General features: G+C 54.9%; 10 protein-coding genes and 1 pseudogene. 5 read left to right on the plus strand and 6 right to left on the minus strand.

What is annotated here, in order from left to right:
• Positions 1 to 108: 108 nt before the first annotated feature.
• Positions 109 to 378 carry a glycosyltransferase gene (locus CR155_RS00005; protein WP_102067963.1) on the minus strand — a complete coding sequence of 90 codons (270 nt, stop codon included), beginning with the start codon at positions 376 to 378 and terminating at the stop codon, positions 109 to 111.
• Positions 379 to 1539: 1161 nt separating this feature from the next.
• Between CR155_RS00005 and CR155_RS00015 the strand changes: the two genes are divergently transcribed.
• Entirely contained in the window at positions 1540 to 3603 is a 2064-nt protein-coding gene (locus tag CR155_RS00015; RefSeq protein ID WP_102067965.1) for a DUF7024 domain-containing protein, read from the plus strand.
• A gap of 504 nt (positions 3604 to 4107) precedes the next feature.
• Positions 4108 to 4248: pseudogene (locus tag CR155_RS20855) on the plus strand (transposase domain-containing protein); the annotation flags it as partial.
• A 5-nt stretch (positions 4249 to 4253) separates the two neighbouring features.
• On the opposite strand, the gene CR155_RS00020 reads toward CR155_RS20855, so the two are convergent.
• The 3 genes from CR155_RS00020 to CR155_RS00030 all read right to left on the minus strand — a co-directional run bounded on the left by CR155_RS00020 (position 4254) and on the right by CR155_RS00030 (position 9519).
• Complete coding sequence (locus tag CR155_RS00020) at positions 4254 to 5600, minus strand: IS5 family transposase (RefSeq protein ID WP_102067966.1); 1347 nt, start codon at positions 5598 to 5600, stop codon at positions 4254 to 4256.
• Positions 5601 to 6026: 426 nt separating this feature from the next.
• Positions 6027 to 7061, minus strand: coding sequence for an IS110 family RNA-guided transposase (locus CR155_RS00025; protein ID WP_102067967.1), 1035 nt, complete (start codon positions 7059 to 7061; stop codon positions 6027 to 6029).
• 628 nt (positions 7062 to 7689) lie between these two features.
• Positions 7690 to 9519 (minus strand): glycosyltransferase family 39 protein, encoded by a 1830-nt coding sequence (locus tag CR155_RS00030; RefSeq protein ID WP_102067968.1) that lies wholly within the window; start codon positions 9517 to 9519, stop codon positions 7690 to 7692.
• A gap of 82 nt (positions 9520 to 9601) precedes the next feature.
• On the opposite strand from CR155_RS00030, the gene CR155_RS00035 reads away from it, so the two are divergent.
• The 3 genes from CR155_RS00035 (at position 9602) to CR155_RS00045 (ending at position 13465) form a co-directional block, all read left to right on the plus strand.
• On the plus strand, positions 9602 to 10591 hold the full coding sequence (locus tag CR155_RS00035; protein ID WP_102068392.1) for a glycosyltransferase: 990 nt from the start codon (positions 9602 to 9604) through the stop codon (positions 10589 to 10591).
• A gap of 128 nt (positions 10592 to 10719) precedes the next feature.
• A complete protein-coding gene (locus tag CR155_RS00040; protein ID WP_158238218.1) occupies positions 10720 to 11955 on the plus strand; it encodes an O-antigen ligase family protein in 1236 nt (411 codons plus the stop codon).
• A gap of 31 nt (positions 11956 to 11986) precedes the next feature.
• The gene (locus CR155_RS00045) at positions 11987 to 13465 is read left to right on the plus strand and encodes a TolC family outer membrane protein (RefSeq protein WP_158238219.1); all 1479 of its coding nucleotides are present in this window, start codon (positions 11987 to 11989) and stop codon (positions 13463 to 13465) included.
• On the opposite strand, the gene CR155_RS00050 is transcribed toward CR155_RS00045, so the two are convergent.
• Together CR155_RS00050 and CR155_RS00055 are read right to left on the minus strand one after the other, a co-directional pair.
• The gene (locus CR155_RS00050) at positions 13462 to 14871 is read right to left on the minus strand and encodes a TolC family outer membrane protein (protein ID WP_102067971.1); all 1410 of its coding nucleotides are present in this window, start codon (positions 14869 to 14871) and stop codon (positions 13462 to 13464) included. The genes CR155_RS00045 and CR155_RS00050 overlap by 4 nt on opposite strands.
• 2 nt (positions 14872 to 14873) lie before the next feature.
• Positions 14874 to 16217: an HlyD family type I secretion periplasmic adaptor subunit gene (locus tag CR155_RS00055; RefSeq protein ID WP_102067972.1), complete on the minus strand. Its 1344-nt coding sequence runs from the start codon at positions 16215 to 16217 to the stop codon at positions 14874 to 14876.

The following is a 16217-nucleotide window of genomic DNA, read 5'->3' on the forward strand; positions in this document are numbered from 1 at the left end:
TCGTACCGTGCGCAACTGGAAGCGCATAGACAAGGTCTGGCTCAACCCGGATAAGGTCAATGAAGAGCTACCGGAAACCATGAAGCTTGTTGCATGAAAAAGCGGACATCATTGTTGACAAACACCGCCATCGTCAATGGCTGCTTGGTATCCCGTCATGACGGCTCCTCCGACACCCCGATTCTCTGTATGGCGAAGAATGATGACCCGTTCCTCCATGCAACTCTGCTCGACCAAATCTCCACTCCGATCGGGACAACAGTCGTCAATTACATAAATCCGACTGACCTCCGGGCCAATTCTATCTATTACATCGAATATATGGCTGTATACCTTATAGCATGGGATTACAACAGCAATTTTAGGGCTTACATTCATCACGTGGTTGGACAATTTAGGATAATTTCAGGAGCGAAGGGCCACAGTGCAAGAGCTGATATCTTTACTTCCTCTCGATTATGCCAGATGCGTTCGCCGCATACGCAGACATGCCTTAATTCTTTAAACCCGACATATATTGTAACGCTATTCAACCCTGTCCAGTCCAAGTTGTCGATCGAATTCAATTAAAGCGCTCTTCTGTCGCATACCGGGCAATGACGGTTTCAATCAGTCCCCACAGCTCTAGCTTGACGCGTCGACCCTGTAGCTGCGCAAGAGGCTTGCCACATTATCGTGAAGGGCTATGCCGCTCCATAAGCATAGAGCGACAAGCCGAATCGGCGCTGCATCATGCCGATAAAGATTGCCCGAACCCTCCACTGCGCAGGCCAATTTGATTTGATTACTTAAAGATTGATCATACTAAGCCATTCATTTTACGTACCATCGCATGCCGATATTGCCTGATAGGGGTAAGACCGGTCACCATATTATTCCGGGAGTACAGATAAATCACCACCCGTTACCCAAGAATGATGATTCCACGACCATGACTTTGATCGCTCGGCAACTACCGCCTGTGCTCTTGGACGCAGCCCTCATCATCTTCTTGTACACAATGGGGGAAATGCTGAGCATCAGCATAACGTGGCTATCAAGACAGTGGGTCGGCCAGCCTGGAGTGCTTGGCGACTTCTCTTGACTTCCGCTCCTCGCTCACCCGCTACAGCTTTTTCTTATTCGTAATCCGCAACATCGCTTCGCGGCAAACCTCCTGTAACTCCGATCTAAGCACTCGTATTGCCCAGTGAGTCATTAGGTATCTTTGAGCAGATGCCTTTGTGCTGGAGGAATATTGATGAAGGATGGCCCGTACACGTGGCGCATGATAAAACAGACAAGCGTGGTATTCTCTTGGCTCTTCAACTCCGATAAAATTGAATCGATCTACAATTTCATGCCTTCGGAGAGTGCTCGCCACTTCCGATAAATTAATTTCGATAATCTAAGCTGTCTTATTACAGCACGGATTCATGAAAACATATTACACTATTTTAAATCTTACCGGCACACCCGCCAGCTGTTCAATAGATAACATTATTGGTTTTTACAATACATTCGATTATTGATTGTAAATGATTTAATAACAATTGATATATGACAAACGACACTTCAATCAATCGCTATGTTGGAACAGCATTATTTGCACTAACTTGTGCAGTTTTTTTATTGCTCGTATTACGGAACACTGGCCTGCATCCTACTGTCTTCGCGGACGAATATTTTTATAGTAAGTTTTCGAGACTTCTTCCCTTAAGTGATTCTGCGATCCCCAACTATCTATACCTAGAACTATACAGATTTACCAATTACTGCGGTGGCGGGTTCCTTGAGTGCGCAAAAATACTAAATGCACTGTTTTTTGTTGCAGCCGCACCGTTTATTTACCTCACCGCGAAAACCGTTACGAACAACATTACCGCATTAGTTGTAGCATTCTTAGCCGTTACTAGCCCACTCAATAGTTACACCGCCTATTTTATGCCAGAAAGTCTGTACTTTCTCGGTTTCTGGATTTTTACTTGGTGTTTACTAAGAACCAATATTGCCAACAAGGGAGTCAGCTGGAACTGGGCATGTATCGGTACTGTCTATGGTTTTACGGCGCTAATAAAGCCACACTCCCTTTTCTTTGCTCCTGCTATCCTAGTATACATACTATATCTCGGTTATAAAGATAAAGAATGTTCCATAGCAGATAGTGCCAAAACAATATTGATTTTTTCGGCCGCTGCAGCCACTGTAAAAATCTTAATTGGGTATGCTCTCGCGGGAGCATCTGGGATCACTCTTTTCGGTTCTTTTTACGGTTCGGTAGCGCAGTCAACCACCCTTGACGCTGATCGATATTTTGAGTTGACATGGTTGACCGTAAAAAGTCTCTGGGGCCATCTGTTAGCTCTTACCATTTTGTATGGTATTCCACTTACTGTTGCGACGACGCTTTTCGTCCGACAATTTTCCAGCAAGACATCGAGCAACTCACTCGACAGACTATCAATTTTATCGATTCTTTTAATCTTTAATCTCATTTTAGTTGTTGCGCTTTTTACTGCATGGGTGGCCAACAGCAGCTCTTACGAGTCGCCCTACCGACTGCATATGCGTTATTATAATTTTGCGCTGCCTTTATTATATATAATCGCCGCCGGCGCAATCTCTATCAATCATACTTGTAAACAGAGTTATCTACGCTATCTCGCAGGAGGGATTATTTTTGTTTTGAGTGGCTATGCTCTATACACCGGCATGACGCCTTATGCTCCTACAGCGGTTGACAGTCCAGAACTCCGAGGCATACATGCCAACACAACAGTGTTTTTAATTTACGGCGGAGTTTCACTTTTGGCTTGGTTACTCTGGCCGCGACGAGGACAAGACAGCGTAAAAATATATCTTTATGTTGCGCTCCCATTTTTCGTTATTGTTTCTGCGGTCAACATTACACAAGATCAAAGATACCGGCTAATTCCTGACGCGGATGATAAAGCCGGTCTTTTCACAAAGCAATATCTTCCAGCAGAGGACTTAAGCAAGGTTGTAGTCGTCGGTTCCGAGCCCGTAGGATTGTTCCGCGCTGCTTTTCATCTAGATAATCCTAAAGCGTCTATAGAAGTGATTCCGCGAGATTCGGCCTATGATATATCGAAACTTCCCAACGATAAGGAATGGGCTTTAATTATCGGTAATCACCCCTTACCCAAAAACACTTTCCACCAAATATCAATGTACGGATTTACGCTCGCTCGCGCCAAAGGCACAAACACGATTGATTTCAGGAAGTTCAGTTGGCCCGGGGTCATTTCTAAAACATTAGGACTGGCTCATGCAGAGCCTTGGGGAACTTGGTCGTTAGGTAGGATCGTAACCCTCGAGTTCGCCACACCTCTTCCGGAAAAGTTTGACGTTAGGTTAATCGCACGCGCTTATGGCCCCAATGTGAACAAAGATTTCGTCGCAAGTGTCGGCGAATCTGTATCGCGATTTTCCTTGAACTCCACTGAGCAACAGGAGAAGGTTTTAAGCTTTACCAACCCAAAACGATCCAAAACATTAAGAATTTTTGTCCCTGTTCCTACTTCTCCTAAATCGTTGGGAACTGGGCCCGATGACAGACAATTAGGTATTGGATTAGTTGAGATAAGTGTTCAATCCAAGTGAGGAAATCAGCTTACCGTTTATAGCCGATAAACGATGTCATCGATCCAGCTCATGTCGCCGCCATTTAGATCGCATCAGTTATGAATGTTTTTCAAGCTCTAGATGATCGACGGCGCTTTCCAATAGCCCTGCCAAACTACGGCATTACGTCTTGTAAGAGCCTCAAACACAACCGCGGCTCGGCCTCGTTGCAGAAACATTTCGAACGTCTAACATTAAGTCTCTGCTGAATCCTTGACATTTGAGGCATAACCCGAGCTGGTTCCACCAAGTCAGACACTGGCTTTTTGTTCTAGTTCGTGCACAGCACGCCCCAGGGTTGCCCGTGGAGTATTAGGGACATCGGTTCTCACTATTCAACCAAATGTTATCTGCCAATCTGGAAAGCATTCACAGCACTTCCGATTTTTGCCGAGACTGCGTATGCGTCCGGTAAAGCCATCTTGAGCTCAAGCGGCAGATCGTAGAGGATGGCGGCTCCACTAATTTCCTGCTGGAGTAATTCACTTAAAGGACGTACTGACGCGCCTGCCCACACAGCCGGCGAGCCGCATCGACGAGCTGCTGCCGCATAACTGGCGACCGACCACTGCACACCAAACGACAACGCCCGCTTTACGCGGGCGTGTCAATAGTCGGTCCTGAATAAATCAGTTTTGCTGGATCAAAGCAGGTTCATCAGCGTACCGGTTTTGACTGGGCCACGACAGCAACGTAAAAATGAGAGCGTAAAAACGCCGCAGGCGGCGCAGCAGCAGGCGGATATTGTGGCCGGCTCCGCACAGAATGGCGTGCACGGCATCGCCCAGTGCGCCCTTGAGCCAATTACGCCCGAGCTTGCCCTCTGATTTCATGTGTCCGATGGTCGGTTCGATGGCGCTACGCCGTTTGATCATCGCTTTCAGGCCCTTGGTGATACCGCGGCGCTGGCCGGATCGTAAAACTCGAATGCCAGGCACCTCTACGCCCCGATAACGTTTATCCACAATAGCCGTGTGGATGGGCGCGTCAGCCAGGATCGCCGCCTGTTCCAGCGCTTCGGGCAAGGTGTGGCCATCGTACGGATTGCCCGGCATGGAGCGCGCGCCCAGCACAAAGCCTTCTTTCAAGGTCGTGGTGATCGACACCTTCACGCCGAACTCATAGGGCGTTCGGGCTTTGCCTTTGGAGATGCACTCGACTTCCGGTGCATGCAGGGCATACAGCTTGTTTTTGTCTTTGGCGCGTTGCTCCAGAATCCGTTTCGTACGCGCCATCAGGTCATCCAGTTTGATGCGGGCAGCCCCCGTGACCTGCTCCTTCTGGCGATCGATGTCGCGCCAGACGCGACCCACCCGTGAGCGCAAGGTACGCAACGCCTTGTTCATGCGTTTGAATTGGCGGGCATGGGCGTAGCGCCCGACCTGTATCGCCAGGCGTGGCGCGTCGCGGTTGTAGTTCTGGCGCAGTTTTAGGCCGCACTCGCCGGCGGCTTTGACCAGGTGTTCGCGACTGCGCTCGAGCAAGCGCGAATCGGTCGGATGCGCCACCGCCTTGGGGCTAACGGTGGTGTCCACAATCACGGTCTTCAGGCTGCTCGTGCGCAGCGCGCCGCTGCGTTGGCCGGCGGCAATCGTAGCCGCCAGTAGTTCTTCCAGGCCCGCTTCGCCCAAGCGCTGACGCCAGCGCGTCAGGCTCGAGGGGTCAATGGGCACCTCAGTTTGCAGGTACGTCTCTCCCGTGAACACCTGCCAATACGGGTTCTCCACCCAGCCCCACACGACGTCCTCATCGGACAGATCAAAAGCGTGCTGCAAATACAGCAGGCCAGCGATCAAACGCGGTGAAGTGGCTGGACGTCCGAGCCCCGAAATGAAGCTTTTTGTGCACACCGCCGTAACGCGATCCCAGTCGATCAGATCAGCCAATTGGATCAAGGGATGGTTCAGCTTGAGGTGTTCGCGTAGCGGATAACCAAACAACTGGCCACTTTGTGGCGTTAAAGGCGTCGGACCCATTGAAAAACCCGGAATTATTTGCAGGAAAACGAGCCTGTATTATCTCAAATCCTGCAATTTCTCACAGCAGAAATTACCCCTAGACCCGCATGAATGCGGGCTTCAAGCAATTATTCAGGGCCGACTCAATATGGTTTAGCCGGACGTACATGGACGCCCCCGTTTGTCAAGCTTCCAGTTCGTCGTAGCAAGGTAGGAAGATTGCACCCGTACATTCGGACTTTGCTTGCAAGATAAACTTGCTGTCCCTGATGGGTTTTGCTGGTCGGCGCCCCAATCGCTTACACGCACTCTCAGTGCCTCGTCCGGCGAGGGCTGTGCCAACCACGGTCTAACCTGTCGTGCCATCAACGTGCTGATCGCCTGAGCAATCGGTGGTCTGTGCTCCTTCGTGTGAACCTCGGTTACTGCGATGAACCGGCTTGACTAAGCGGCCGCATTCGCGGCCCGGTAGTCGAGCCGGAACTGTCTGTCATGGATGAGCAGCGCCCAGATCGTGCGAGCGGTTTTATTGGCTAGCGCAACGGCGGCAATATTCTTATTGCGACGACTTGCCACGTTGAAGACCCAGTTGCTCGGGTCGGCTTTCTGCATCGCACGATAGATGACGGATCTTGCTCCGTGAATCAATAAGGTCCGCAGGTAGGCATCACCTCGTTTGCTCATTCCCAAGAGGTTCCGTTTACCACCGGAGGAGTGTTGTCGCGGCACGAGACCAAGCCAAGCTGCAAGCTGACGCCCGTTATCGAAGTTCTTTGCGTCGCCGATGGTGGCTACCAAGGCCGTAGCTGTTATCGGACCGACCCCTGGCACTTGCGTCAAGCGCTGACTTGCTTCGTTGCTGCGGTGCCAAGCCTTAATTTGCGCTTCGATCTCATCGATCTGACGATGCAACAATTGTAGATGCTCCAGCAGTCGAGTAATCAGGATACGAAACGAACCTGGGAGCTCGATGAGGGCATCCTCGATCAGCTCGGGCACGCGCTGAGTGACGTATGCGATACCTTGCGGGACCACCAGCCCAAACTCGCCCAACAAGCCACGGATTTGGTTGGCCTGCGCAGTGCGAGCCTTCACAAATCCCTGGCGGACGCGATGTAGCGATAGAACGGACTGCTGTTCAATGTTTTTGATCGGAACGAATCGCATTGAAGGTCGCCCAACTGCTTCGCAAATGGCTTCAGCGTCGGCCGCATCGTTCTTGTTGCTCTTGACATATGGCTTGACGAATTGCGGTGCCATCAAGTGCACTGTGTGACCCATTGCCTGCAACTTACGAGCCCAGTAGTGAGCGCTGCCGCATGCCTCCATTCCGATCAGGCAGGTCGGCAAATTTATGAAGAAACTCGCCATCTGGTCACGCTTTATCTGTTTCCTGAGTACAGTCTTGCCGCGCTCGTCTACACCGTGAACTTGGAACACATTCTTTGCCAGGTCAATACCAACGGTTTTAATCTTCATGGTGGACGCCTCTCTCGGTTGAAGTGGTGGCTTAACACCTCTACTTTGACACATTGATGCCGTACGAGTGGGGGCGTCCATCCCATTGCTTACGAGATTGCACCAATAGTCGCCAGAGCCACTGTGACGTCCGGTTCCGGGATCGTATACGACATGCTTAGATCTCACGGATTGGCTCCTATCGACTCCGACAATCTTGGTTGCCGATAATTGATTCATTTTGCCGTAAAGGATACCAATATTGCGGACCTTGTGGTTTTTTTGGCCCAGTTGACACAGGCGCGTATAAAAAGGCTCTACGCAAATATCACATAGAGCCTTTAGTCACTAGAACCGGAACCGACCCGATTTCGGTGGCTGCTGTGTAGTTTAACAAAGTTCGCATTGTGGTATCTCGAACATGCCGCCTCCCCCAGGAGTTGGACGCATAAGTCTTAATCAAACGTTAAAGACAGAATGACTGTAAGTCGCAACTCTCACCAGTATAGAGGGCATAAAGAGAAGTGCGAGATATAGTGATAGTGGGCTGACGGACTGCGTTATACCACTTAAAGGCCTGCGTTACAGGATTCAATTTATGTGGTTTCTACCTGCGTAACGTCAAAGGCACCGCCAGTGCACAAACGGATTAATTGCTGTTTGGAGCTTCCCAATTATTTATATACAAAAGCATACCGTCCTCGGACTCTATCACTAGATCGAAGTCCTCCTCATAATCGACTCGTTCGAAATCGGAATATTGCTCCGTCGAAATCGCCAGCATCCGGCTACCGAATTTCATCATCTGCTGCCTCATCAATTTTGCATCCACAGGCTTACACTGCCCCACTCGGCAATCCAACATACTGCTATATCTCCCGCGACCAAACCAATCCCCAATGACTGTGCCATCAAAAAAATAAACGGCATTCTCGAAGCCCAATTGCACCAGTCGTGGCCCATAGGTCGGAATTAGCGTATTCGCCTTCGAGAATAGCTGGTAACCCGGTTCCTTCGCCAGAATCGCGTTCCACTCTGCCATCTCTCCATGGTACTTATGGTAGCGATTCCCCGCATAGCTGGTCAGCAAGGCAAGCAGCAGATAGCTCGCCACGGCGCCCCTGTTCCTTATCCACTTTGCGCGCGTCTTTGCCGACACCAGCGCATAGCAACGGTACAAGGTATAGAACGAAAGAAACGTGCCGACAGCAGAGATGGGTGCCAGATAGCGCGTTACTTGCGTCACGAAAAACCAGAAGATGAAATAAGCCAGGAAGGTGAACTGCAAGGCGCGTACGGGCGTGGGTGTATTCCTGAACACTAGGCCCGCAAAGGCCAGTGCCCACGCGACAACATTGGCTTCCTTCAGCGACGCCCATAGGTATAGGGGATTGGACGATACGCCGTGCATCGCTTGCTCCGATTGCTGCCTCAGCAGGTCTTCGGCGTTCCAAAGAAAGTAGCCGAAGACTTCGCCGCCCGCGGGGTGCAAAGGGTCGCCGGAGACCACGAAGCTTCTTATATACCACCAGCTTCCCGCCGCCAATACCGCTGCCCCATAAGCGGCAGATGCCTTCCAGTCGCGGCGAACAATCAACAAGTAGCTGCCCAGCAAGACTGCGAACACGCCGCCGAAATATTTGCTGCCGGCCGCGCCGCCGGCCAGCAGGCCTGCAACAATCAGCCAGTTATACGACCGCCTTTCCTTGCCTTTGCTGGCCCACAGCGCAAGCGCTAGCATTGCCGCCCAGCAGAACATGGCCAGTCCATTATCGATGTAGGCATACCCCAGAGGGGACTTGATGGGCCCCAGCGTAAACAGCACAACGGTTGCGATGGCGCCCGCCAAGGGCGAGCCCATGATCCACCTTGCGGCGCCCATCAAACCCAGGCCCATGACGAAGAGTGGAATGGACGCGAATGCTTGCGCCATCACATCGCCCCGCAACATCAGGCCCAGTGCCAGCAACAGGTTGATGTTTTGCGGGAACAGCGGAAAGCGCAGGTATTCGTTCAGCACGATGCCCTGGTGCCGCAATGTGTCCCGGGCCAAGGGCAGGTGGTACATCGTGTCGTCCCAATGCCCGGGCGGATGAAAGGCAACGATCAATACTGTAAATAGAAGTGTGAGCAGGATCAGCGCGTCAAGCATGACCTGGCCGCGCGGTACTCCGGAGAAGATCTGTAGTTCGCGGATTTGTTTTGTCGTAAGGGGCAGCGCCGCCAGCAGCATTGCAAGGCTCAAGCCCATTATGGCGGGAAAGCTGAACCAGCCGGCCATCCCCAGCGCGAAAAGCACCGCAATATTGCCCAGGCAGCCTATGCTGATGGCGAAGAACCATTTAAGGTAGCGGTTGCTGTTTGCTGCGTTACCGGACTCCCATAGATCCATGGGTTTCAGCAGGGCGAATCCGACAACGGCGCAGTGCAACAGGAATGCGCTTGCTATGGCATGTACCCTGATCAAATCGATTAGCATGGGGGCGCCAGATCCAGCATGGGGAAAAAGCTACAATTGTATCAGTGCGCCTAAGCCTGGAACGCCTAACCTGATGAAATCAATGCTGCCTAGAATTGCTATTGTTTTACCTGCGTTCAACGAAGAACAGACCATTGCCGCCACCATCGAGGCATTTCATGCCGAGATGCCCGATGCACATATTGTGGTGGTCGACAATAACTCGCAAGACGCCACAGGCCGGGTCGCTTCCGATACGCTGCAACGCCTGTGCGCCCTGGGCAAAGTCATTGATGAACCCAATCAGGGCAAGGGCAATGCGGTGCGCCGCGCCTTCCTGGATATCGAAGCCGACGTGTATGTCATTGCCGATGCCGATCTCACCTATCCCGCCCATCGCGTTCATGACCTGGTGCGGCCTATATTAAACGGGGATGCGGACATGGTGGTGGGCGACCGGCACTCTGGCGGCCATTACGCGCAAGAGAACAAGCGGCCGTTGCACAACTTCGGCAACGCGCTGGTCCAGCGGCTGGTCAACCGCTTGTTCAACGCCTCGCTGGTCGACATTATGAGCGGCTATCGGGCGTTCAACCGTTCTTTCGTCAAGACCTACCCTATTCTTGTGGAAGGCTTCCAGATTGAAACCGACATGACGCTGCATGCCCTGCATCGCCGAATGCGAATTACCGAGTTGCCTGTGGAGTACCAGGACCGCCCGGCGGGCAGTGTATCCAAACTGAATACTTTTTCCGATGGCGCCCGGGTGATCTTTACGATTGCCCAGATTCTGCGCTACTACCGTCCCATGGTTTTCTTCATGGCCATGAGCATGGTGTTTGCCGTGGCCGGCATAGTAGCCGCCGTGCCGGTGTTCGACGACTGGTTCCGTACCCAGTACATAACGCATGTGCCATCGGCCGTATTGGCAGCGGCACTCGAAACGATAGCCTTTTTACTATTGGCTGTTGGCGTAATTCTGGATTCCATCAGCCACCACGAGAAACTGAAGGCGGAACTGCATTACCTGGATGTGCATCGGCGTCTGGCGGCAGACAGCCGATCGCCCGAGTCAAGCCATAGATCGATATAGCCAGTAGCGGGATACGACCCCTGCCCGCTAGATCAGCTAGGGAATGGCGACCGCGTCCAGCGTGGCCCTGACTATAATCAGATCCCCAGCAACCGTGACGTCATTCAGCAGTAATGATAGAAAGCCATTTGAAAACCACCCTATTGCCCATACTGGCGTCGTCAGGCGTCTTCCTGTATTTCTCCTTGATGTTTGCCATCCCGTCGGGCTATTCCTATGGTGCGATGACGCTGCTGCTGAGCGGCGTATATTTCATGGTCCGACACCCCTTCCCTACGCTTACTGGTGAAGACAAGGCCATCATCTTTTCGCTGCTGGCGGTATTCCTGTGGTCGGTGCTGGCGGTGTGGCTACACAACGACAGCCCCAAGCCGCTGGATCAGACCAGTCGCCTGATCATGGCCATTCCCATAATGCTGATGCTGCTGGCCATGCCGCCCAGGCTGCCGCTACTATGGGCCAGCGTGGTCATTGGCGTCGTGCTGTCCAATGGCATTGCTGCGTGGCAGTTGCACTGGCTGGGTGATGACCGGGCGTCCGGTTTCCTTAACATTATTCACTTTGGCAACATCGGCCTGGTCTTCGGCTTGTTCTGTATTGCCGGCATGCTATGGGCCGGCACACAGGGACGGTATGCCACCCACTGGCGCGTAGCTTTCCTGATTGGTGTCCTGGCCAGCATCTATACCGTGATGGCGTCAGGCAGTCGGGGAAGCTGGCTGGCCATTCCGCCGGTACTGCTGGTCTTCCTGTATGCCTTCATGCATCGACGCAACATCAAGCATGCGGCCATGGGGCTTGCCGGACTGGTAATTGCGGTGGGAGTGGTGTTTTCCATACCGGAAACGGGTGTGCAAGAGCGTTACGACCTGGCCGTGACCGAGGTCGACAAATACATGGCCACGAAATACGTCGGCAAGGACGCCGCCGTGTCGTCGGTGGGCGCGCGCCTGGAGGTCTGGCGCACCGCCTTCATTCTTATCCCTCAACGCCCGCTGCTTGGCTGGAGCCACAAAGACTCCCGGGCCGAGCTTGAACGCCTGGTGGCGGAAAAGAAGGTCGACCCATACATGCTGGAAATGGCCAACACGCACAATAACTACCTTGAGGTGTTGTTGTTCCAGGGCGTGATAGGATTGGGCTTGCTGTTGGCGATGTATCTGCTGCCCTTCTGGTACTTCTGTAAGCGCTTGCGTTCGCCCGACCTCCCGGTCAAGGCGCTGGCTCTTTGCGGGTCGTCTTTACTGGCGTCGTACTTTATGTTTGGCATGAGCCAGGTGATTCTGGGGCGCAATAACGGGATAATTTTCTTTGTGTTGACGATGGTGATTGTGTGGGCGTGTATGCGTAATGCCGAGTCGTGACCCGCACTTTGGTCGCGAAGGTATTCAATCTATGCCCCAACTCCGGGACTGCAGTCTCCACGCCTTATCGGTCGCCATTGCCTTTGCGTTGAGCAGTGTCACTGGCTTCCCCGCCCAGGCGCAGACCGCCTCGATTCCCGACAAGTATCGGCTGGGCCCGCTACCCGACGGCATCGCGACGGTCGAACACGGTGCATCGACCCTGTCCATACCGGGTACCGTGGACCTTTCCCGTGCCTGGCGTTTGGCCCTGGAGCACGATCACACGTATCTGGCCGCCATCAGCGAGCAAGCTGCGACGCAGACTCAACGGCAGCAAGGGCGTTCCGTGCTATTGCCACAGGTGCAGGCTGGCTATTGGCGTAGCAAGGTGACGGGCACCATCGAGCAGCCCTATATGGGCCGGCGCTTATCGTCGGACGTCAGCTACGACTCCACCAATGCCTATATACAGCTGCAACAACCGCTATTGAACTATGAACGCTATGCGACGTATCGCCGTGGCGCGGCGCGGGCGCAGCAAGGCAGCGCCGTGTTTGCCGTCAAGCAGCAGGAAACTGGCATACGGCTGGCGACGGCTTATTTCAATCTTCTTCTGGCTTACGACGACTGGAGACTGCAGCGTGCGCTGACAGAATCCCTGGCATCGCAAGCCCAGGCATTGGAAGCCCGGTACCGGCAGAGCGAGGGAACCAGCACCGATGTGCAGGAAACACAAGCACGGCTAGCCGTGGCCCGCGCCGACGTGATTGCGGCTGACGATCGATTGCGGGTGGCCGCGCGCGAATTGCAGGCATTGGTGGGCGCGCCCGTGAGTACAGTCGCCGGCTTGTCTCGGGATTTTCCCTTGTTGCCCTTGATACCGGCCAGTCTGCAGCAGTGGCTGGAACGCGCCGCCAATAACGCGGACGTGCGATCCGCACAGGAAGCCGTGCGCGTAGCCGATGCCGAAGTCGACCGGGCCGCCAGCCGTTACTTTCCGACGATGGATCTGGTGGCCAGCTACGGCAAGGCCGATAGTGAAAACCTGTCCACGCTAAGCCAGCGCAGCAACACATTCATTGTCGGCATCCAGGTCAATATCCCGATCTTCACCGGCGGGTACAACACGGCCAATGTGTCGCGGGCGCACCTGGATCGGCGCCGGCTGCAGCAGGAACTGGACGCAACACGTGAACGGGTGCAGGCGACCATTACGCGTCAGTACACCAATGTGCAAGGCGGCGCCGAGCGCATCAATGCACTGGCGGCCGCGGTGGAATCCAGCCAGCTAAGCCTGGATTCGGCCGAAAAAAGCTTTCTCTATGGCGCCGTCAGCAATCTTGATGTGCTCAAGACGCAGGATAAGCTGTATCAGGCCAAGTACCAGTTGGTGAAGGCGCGTCTGGAATATTTGCTGGCGCATATGGAGCTGGCCAGTGCCGTGGGCGAACTGGAAAGCGTCCAGTTCGATCGCATCAGCAATGTCTATTTGGGGCCGGCCATTTCACTGGATGGCGAACGCGGTTAACCCAGCACCACTTTTTCCGGACCAAAATACGTCTTGCTGACCGCGTTGATGACCTTGGCGTCCAAACCGCCGACGGCGCCCGACAACATCAACCGCGCCAGCACGTATTCCAGCCTGGCTTGTATCAAGTCCAGGCGTGAGCGATAAAGCTGATCCTGGGCATCCAGGATGTCAACAATACTGCGCGTGCCGGCCTGGTAGCCCATCTCTATGGCCTTCAGGGCCGATTCGGTGGACTCCACGGCCGTCACCAAGGCCCTGACTCGCTGCGTGCCGCTGACCACACCCTGGTAGTGACGCGTTACCTCCACGGCTATGCGTTCACGCGCGGCAGCCAGTTCCTGGCCCGCGCGGTCGCGGTTATGCCGCGACTGGCTGACCTGTGCACTGGTCAGTCCGCCGGAAAAGATCGGGAGCGAAATCTGGAATCCGAAGGAGTTGGTGGTGGCGTCCTGGTCGCGGGTGGAGAGCGTTTCATTGGAGACATCGCGCCGCGCGGCCACGATATTCAGCGTGGGCAGGTGGCCGCCAAAGCTTCGATCCACCTCGAGATCCGAAATACGTAGGCCTTGCTGGGCGGACCGTATCTCGGCGTTGCCCACCATGGCCATGGCCTGCCAATCCGACAAGGCGCCGGGCACCAATGGCTGGGTCTGGAAAGCACCCTTCAGCGTCGTCAAAGCAACGGGCGAACGGCCTATCATCTCTTGCAGCTCGCGGCGCGCCACGATCAAGGCGTCTTGCGCCTGGATCAGGTCGGCTTTGGTCAGGTCACGTCGCGACTTGGACTCGCGCACGTCGGTCACCGTACCCTCGCCGCTGTCGTAGCGGCGCTGGGCGGCGGTGATCTGCTTTTCATTGGCTTGCAGCTTGCTTTGGGCCAGCACCACGTTCTCGTACGACAACAGCGTTTGGAAGTAGCGGTTGATCAGGCGCTCGGAGGTGTCGGCGGCCTTGGTGTCGAACACGGCCAAGCTGTAGTCGGCGCGGGCGTGGCCCTGCCGGTATTCCGCAATACGACTCCAGTCGAAAATGGGCTGGGTGGCCCGTATTTCGTTGGTGTGGGACATATAGTCCAGGTCTTCGCGCAGCACGTCGCCGCGCGCGGTGGGGCTGTCCAGCGTGCCGCGCACCTTGTTGCGGCCCAGCGAGGCGCTGACCTGCGGCAGCAGGCCCGACCGGCCGATGGCCCTGTTGGTCTGGCCGGCTTCGCGTTCGCTGACGGCGGCCTGATAGGTGGGATCATGCTGCAGCGCGGCCATCCAGGCCTGGCTAAGCGTCATGACGGTGGGCGACGCGCTTTCTTGCGTCGCCGGCGCCGTGCTGGTTTGGCGTTGCGCGTTTGCCGGGGCGGCAATCAATGCCGCCAGCCCAGCCGCGCTTACTGAAGCCAGGATCGCACGCATGATTACTGCTCCTTGAAGGACTTGTTCAGGCGCTCCAGCAAAGGCTTGAGCAGATAGCTGAGCATCGTGCGCTCGCCCGTGCGGATCAGCACCGAAGCGGGCATGCCGGCCCGAATGACGTTATTGCCCAGCATCTGCACGCCCTCTGGCGTGACTTCGATCTGGGCGCGGTAGTACGGCACATTGGTGGCTTCGTCGGTCAGGCGGTCCCCCGACACCGTCAGCACCGTGCCGGGGATATTGGGTGTACTGGAGTGGTTGAAAGCCGGGAAGGTGATCTCTACGGGAAGGCCGGGCGCCACTTTGTCGATGGCCTGCACCGGTATCTCGGCCTGCACCAAGTAGGCATGATCCACGGGAATGACTTCCATCAATACCGTTCCCGGTCCGATGACGCCGCCCAGCGTATGCACCTGAAGGTTCTGCACGACGCCATCCAGCGGTGATCGGATTTGCGTTTCGCGAACGGTGTAATCCAGTGCGGACAGCCGATCACCAAGGGCGGAGGCCTCTTTCTGCACATCCGACAGCTGCGACTGGACTTCCTTCTGGTATTCCTGGCCGCGTTGTATCACGCGCAGCTTCAGTTCCGAAACCTGGTTGCGCACGCGCCCTGCTTCGACCATGTCGTTGGACAAGGCCGCCTGCAACTGGGCGGCATCGCGTTCCAGTTCGAACATGCGGTTGCGCGGCAGGTAGCCTTCCTTGGCCAATTGGCGCACACCGGTAAGTTCGCGATTGATGAAGCTGATCTGCGACTTGCGACTGTCCTGGACCTGCGTGAGGCCTTTAAGCTGCGCCTCGGCCCCGCGCTGGTTTTCCTGCAGGATGGCAATTTCACCTTTCAAGGCTTCGCGCCGTGTTTCAAACAGGCGCGCCTGCGCACGCACCGCGCTTGCAAAGCGGGGGTCGTCCTTGAAGCGTTCGACGACGTCCGGGTCGTTCACGACCTCGGGCAATTCGTCGCGTTCGGCCAGCAACCGGGCTTCCGTCGTTTTGGCCATGATGTACTGGGCACTGACCACGCCCTGCTCGGCGACGGCGCGTGTAGGGTTAAGACGCAGCAACACCTGGTTGGCGGCTACGCGGTCGCCTTCGCGCACCAGGATCTCGTCCACCGTGCCGCCTTCCAGATGCTGTATGGTTTTGCGATTCCCCGCGACTTCCACCGTGGCATTGGCTGGAATGCCGGCATCCAGCGGCGCGAATCCCGCCCACAAGGCGAAACCGCCAAAGCCGATCAGCAATACGGCCATGCCCCAGCGCATGGGCGCCTGGGAATCTGTATCGACCACGTCCACCACGTCGGTCACGTCGCGGGACTTGTGTTTCTTGAACCAACTCAT

Source organism: Pollutimonas nitritireducens (assembly GCF_002849615.1).
GTDB lineage: Bacteria > Pseudomonadota > Gammaproteobacteria > Burkholderiales > Burkholderiaceae_B > Pollutimonas > Pollutimonas nitritireducens.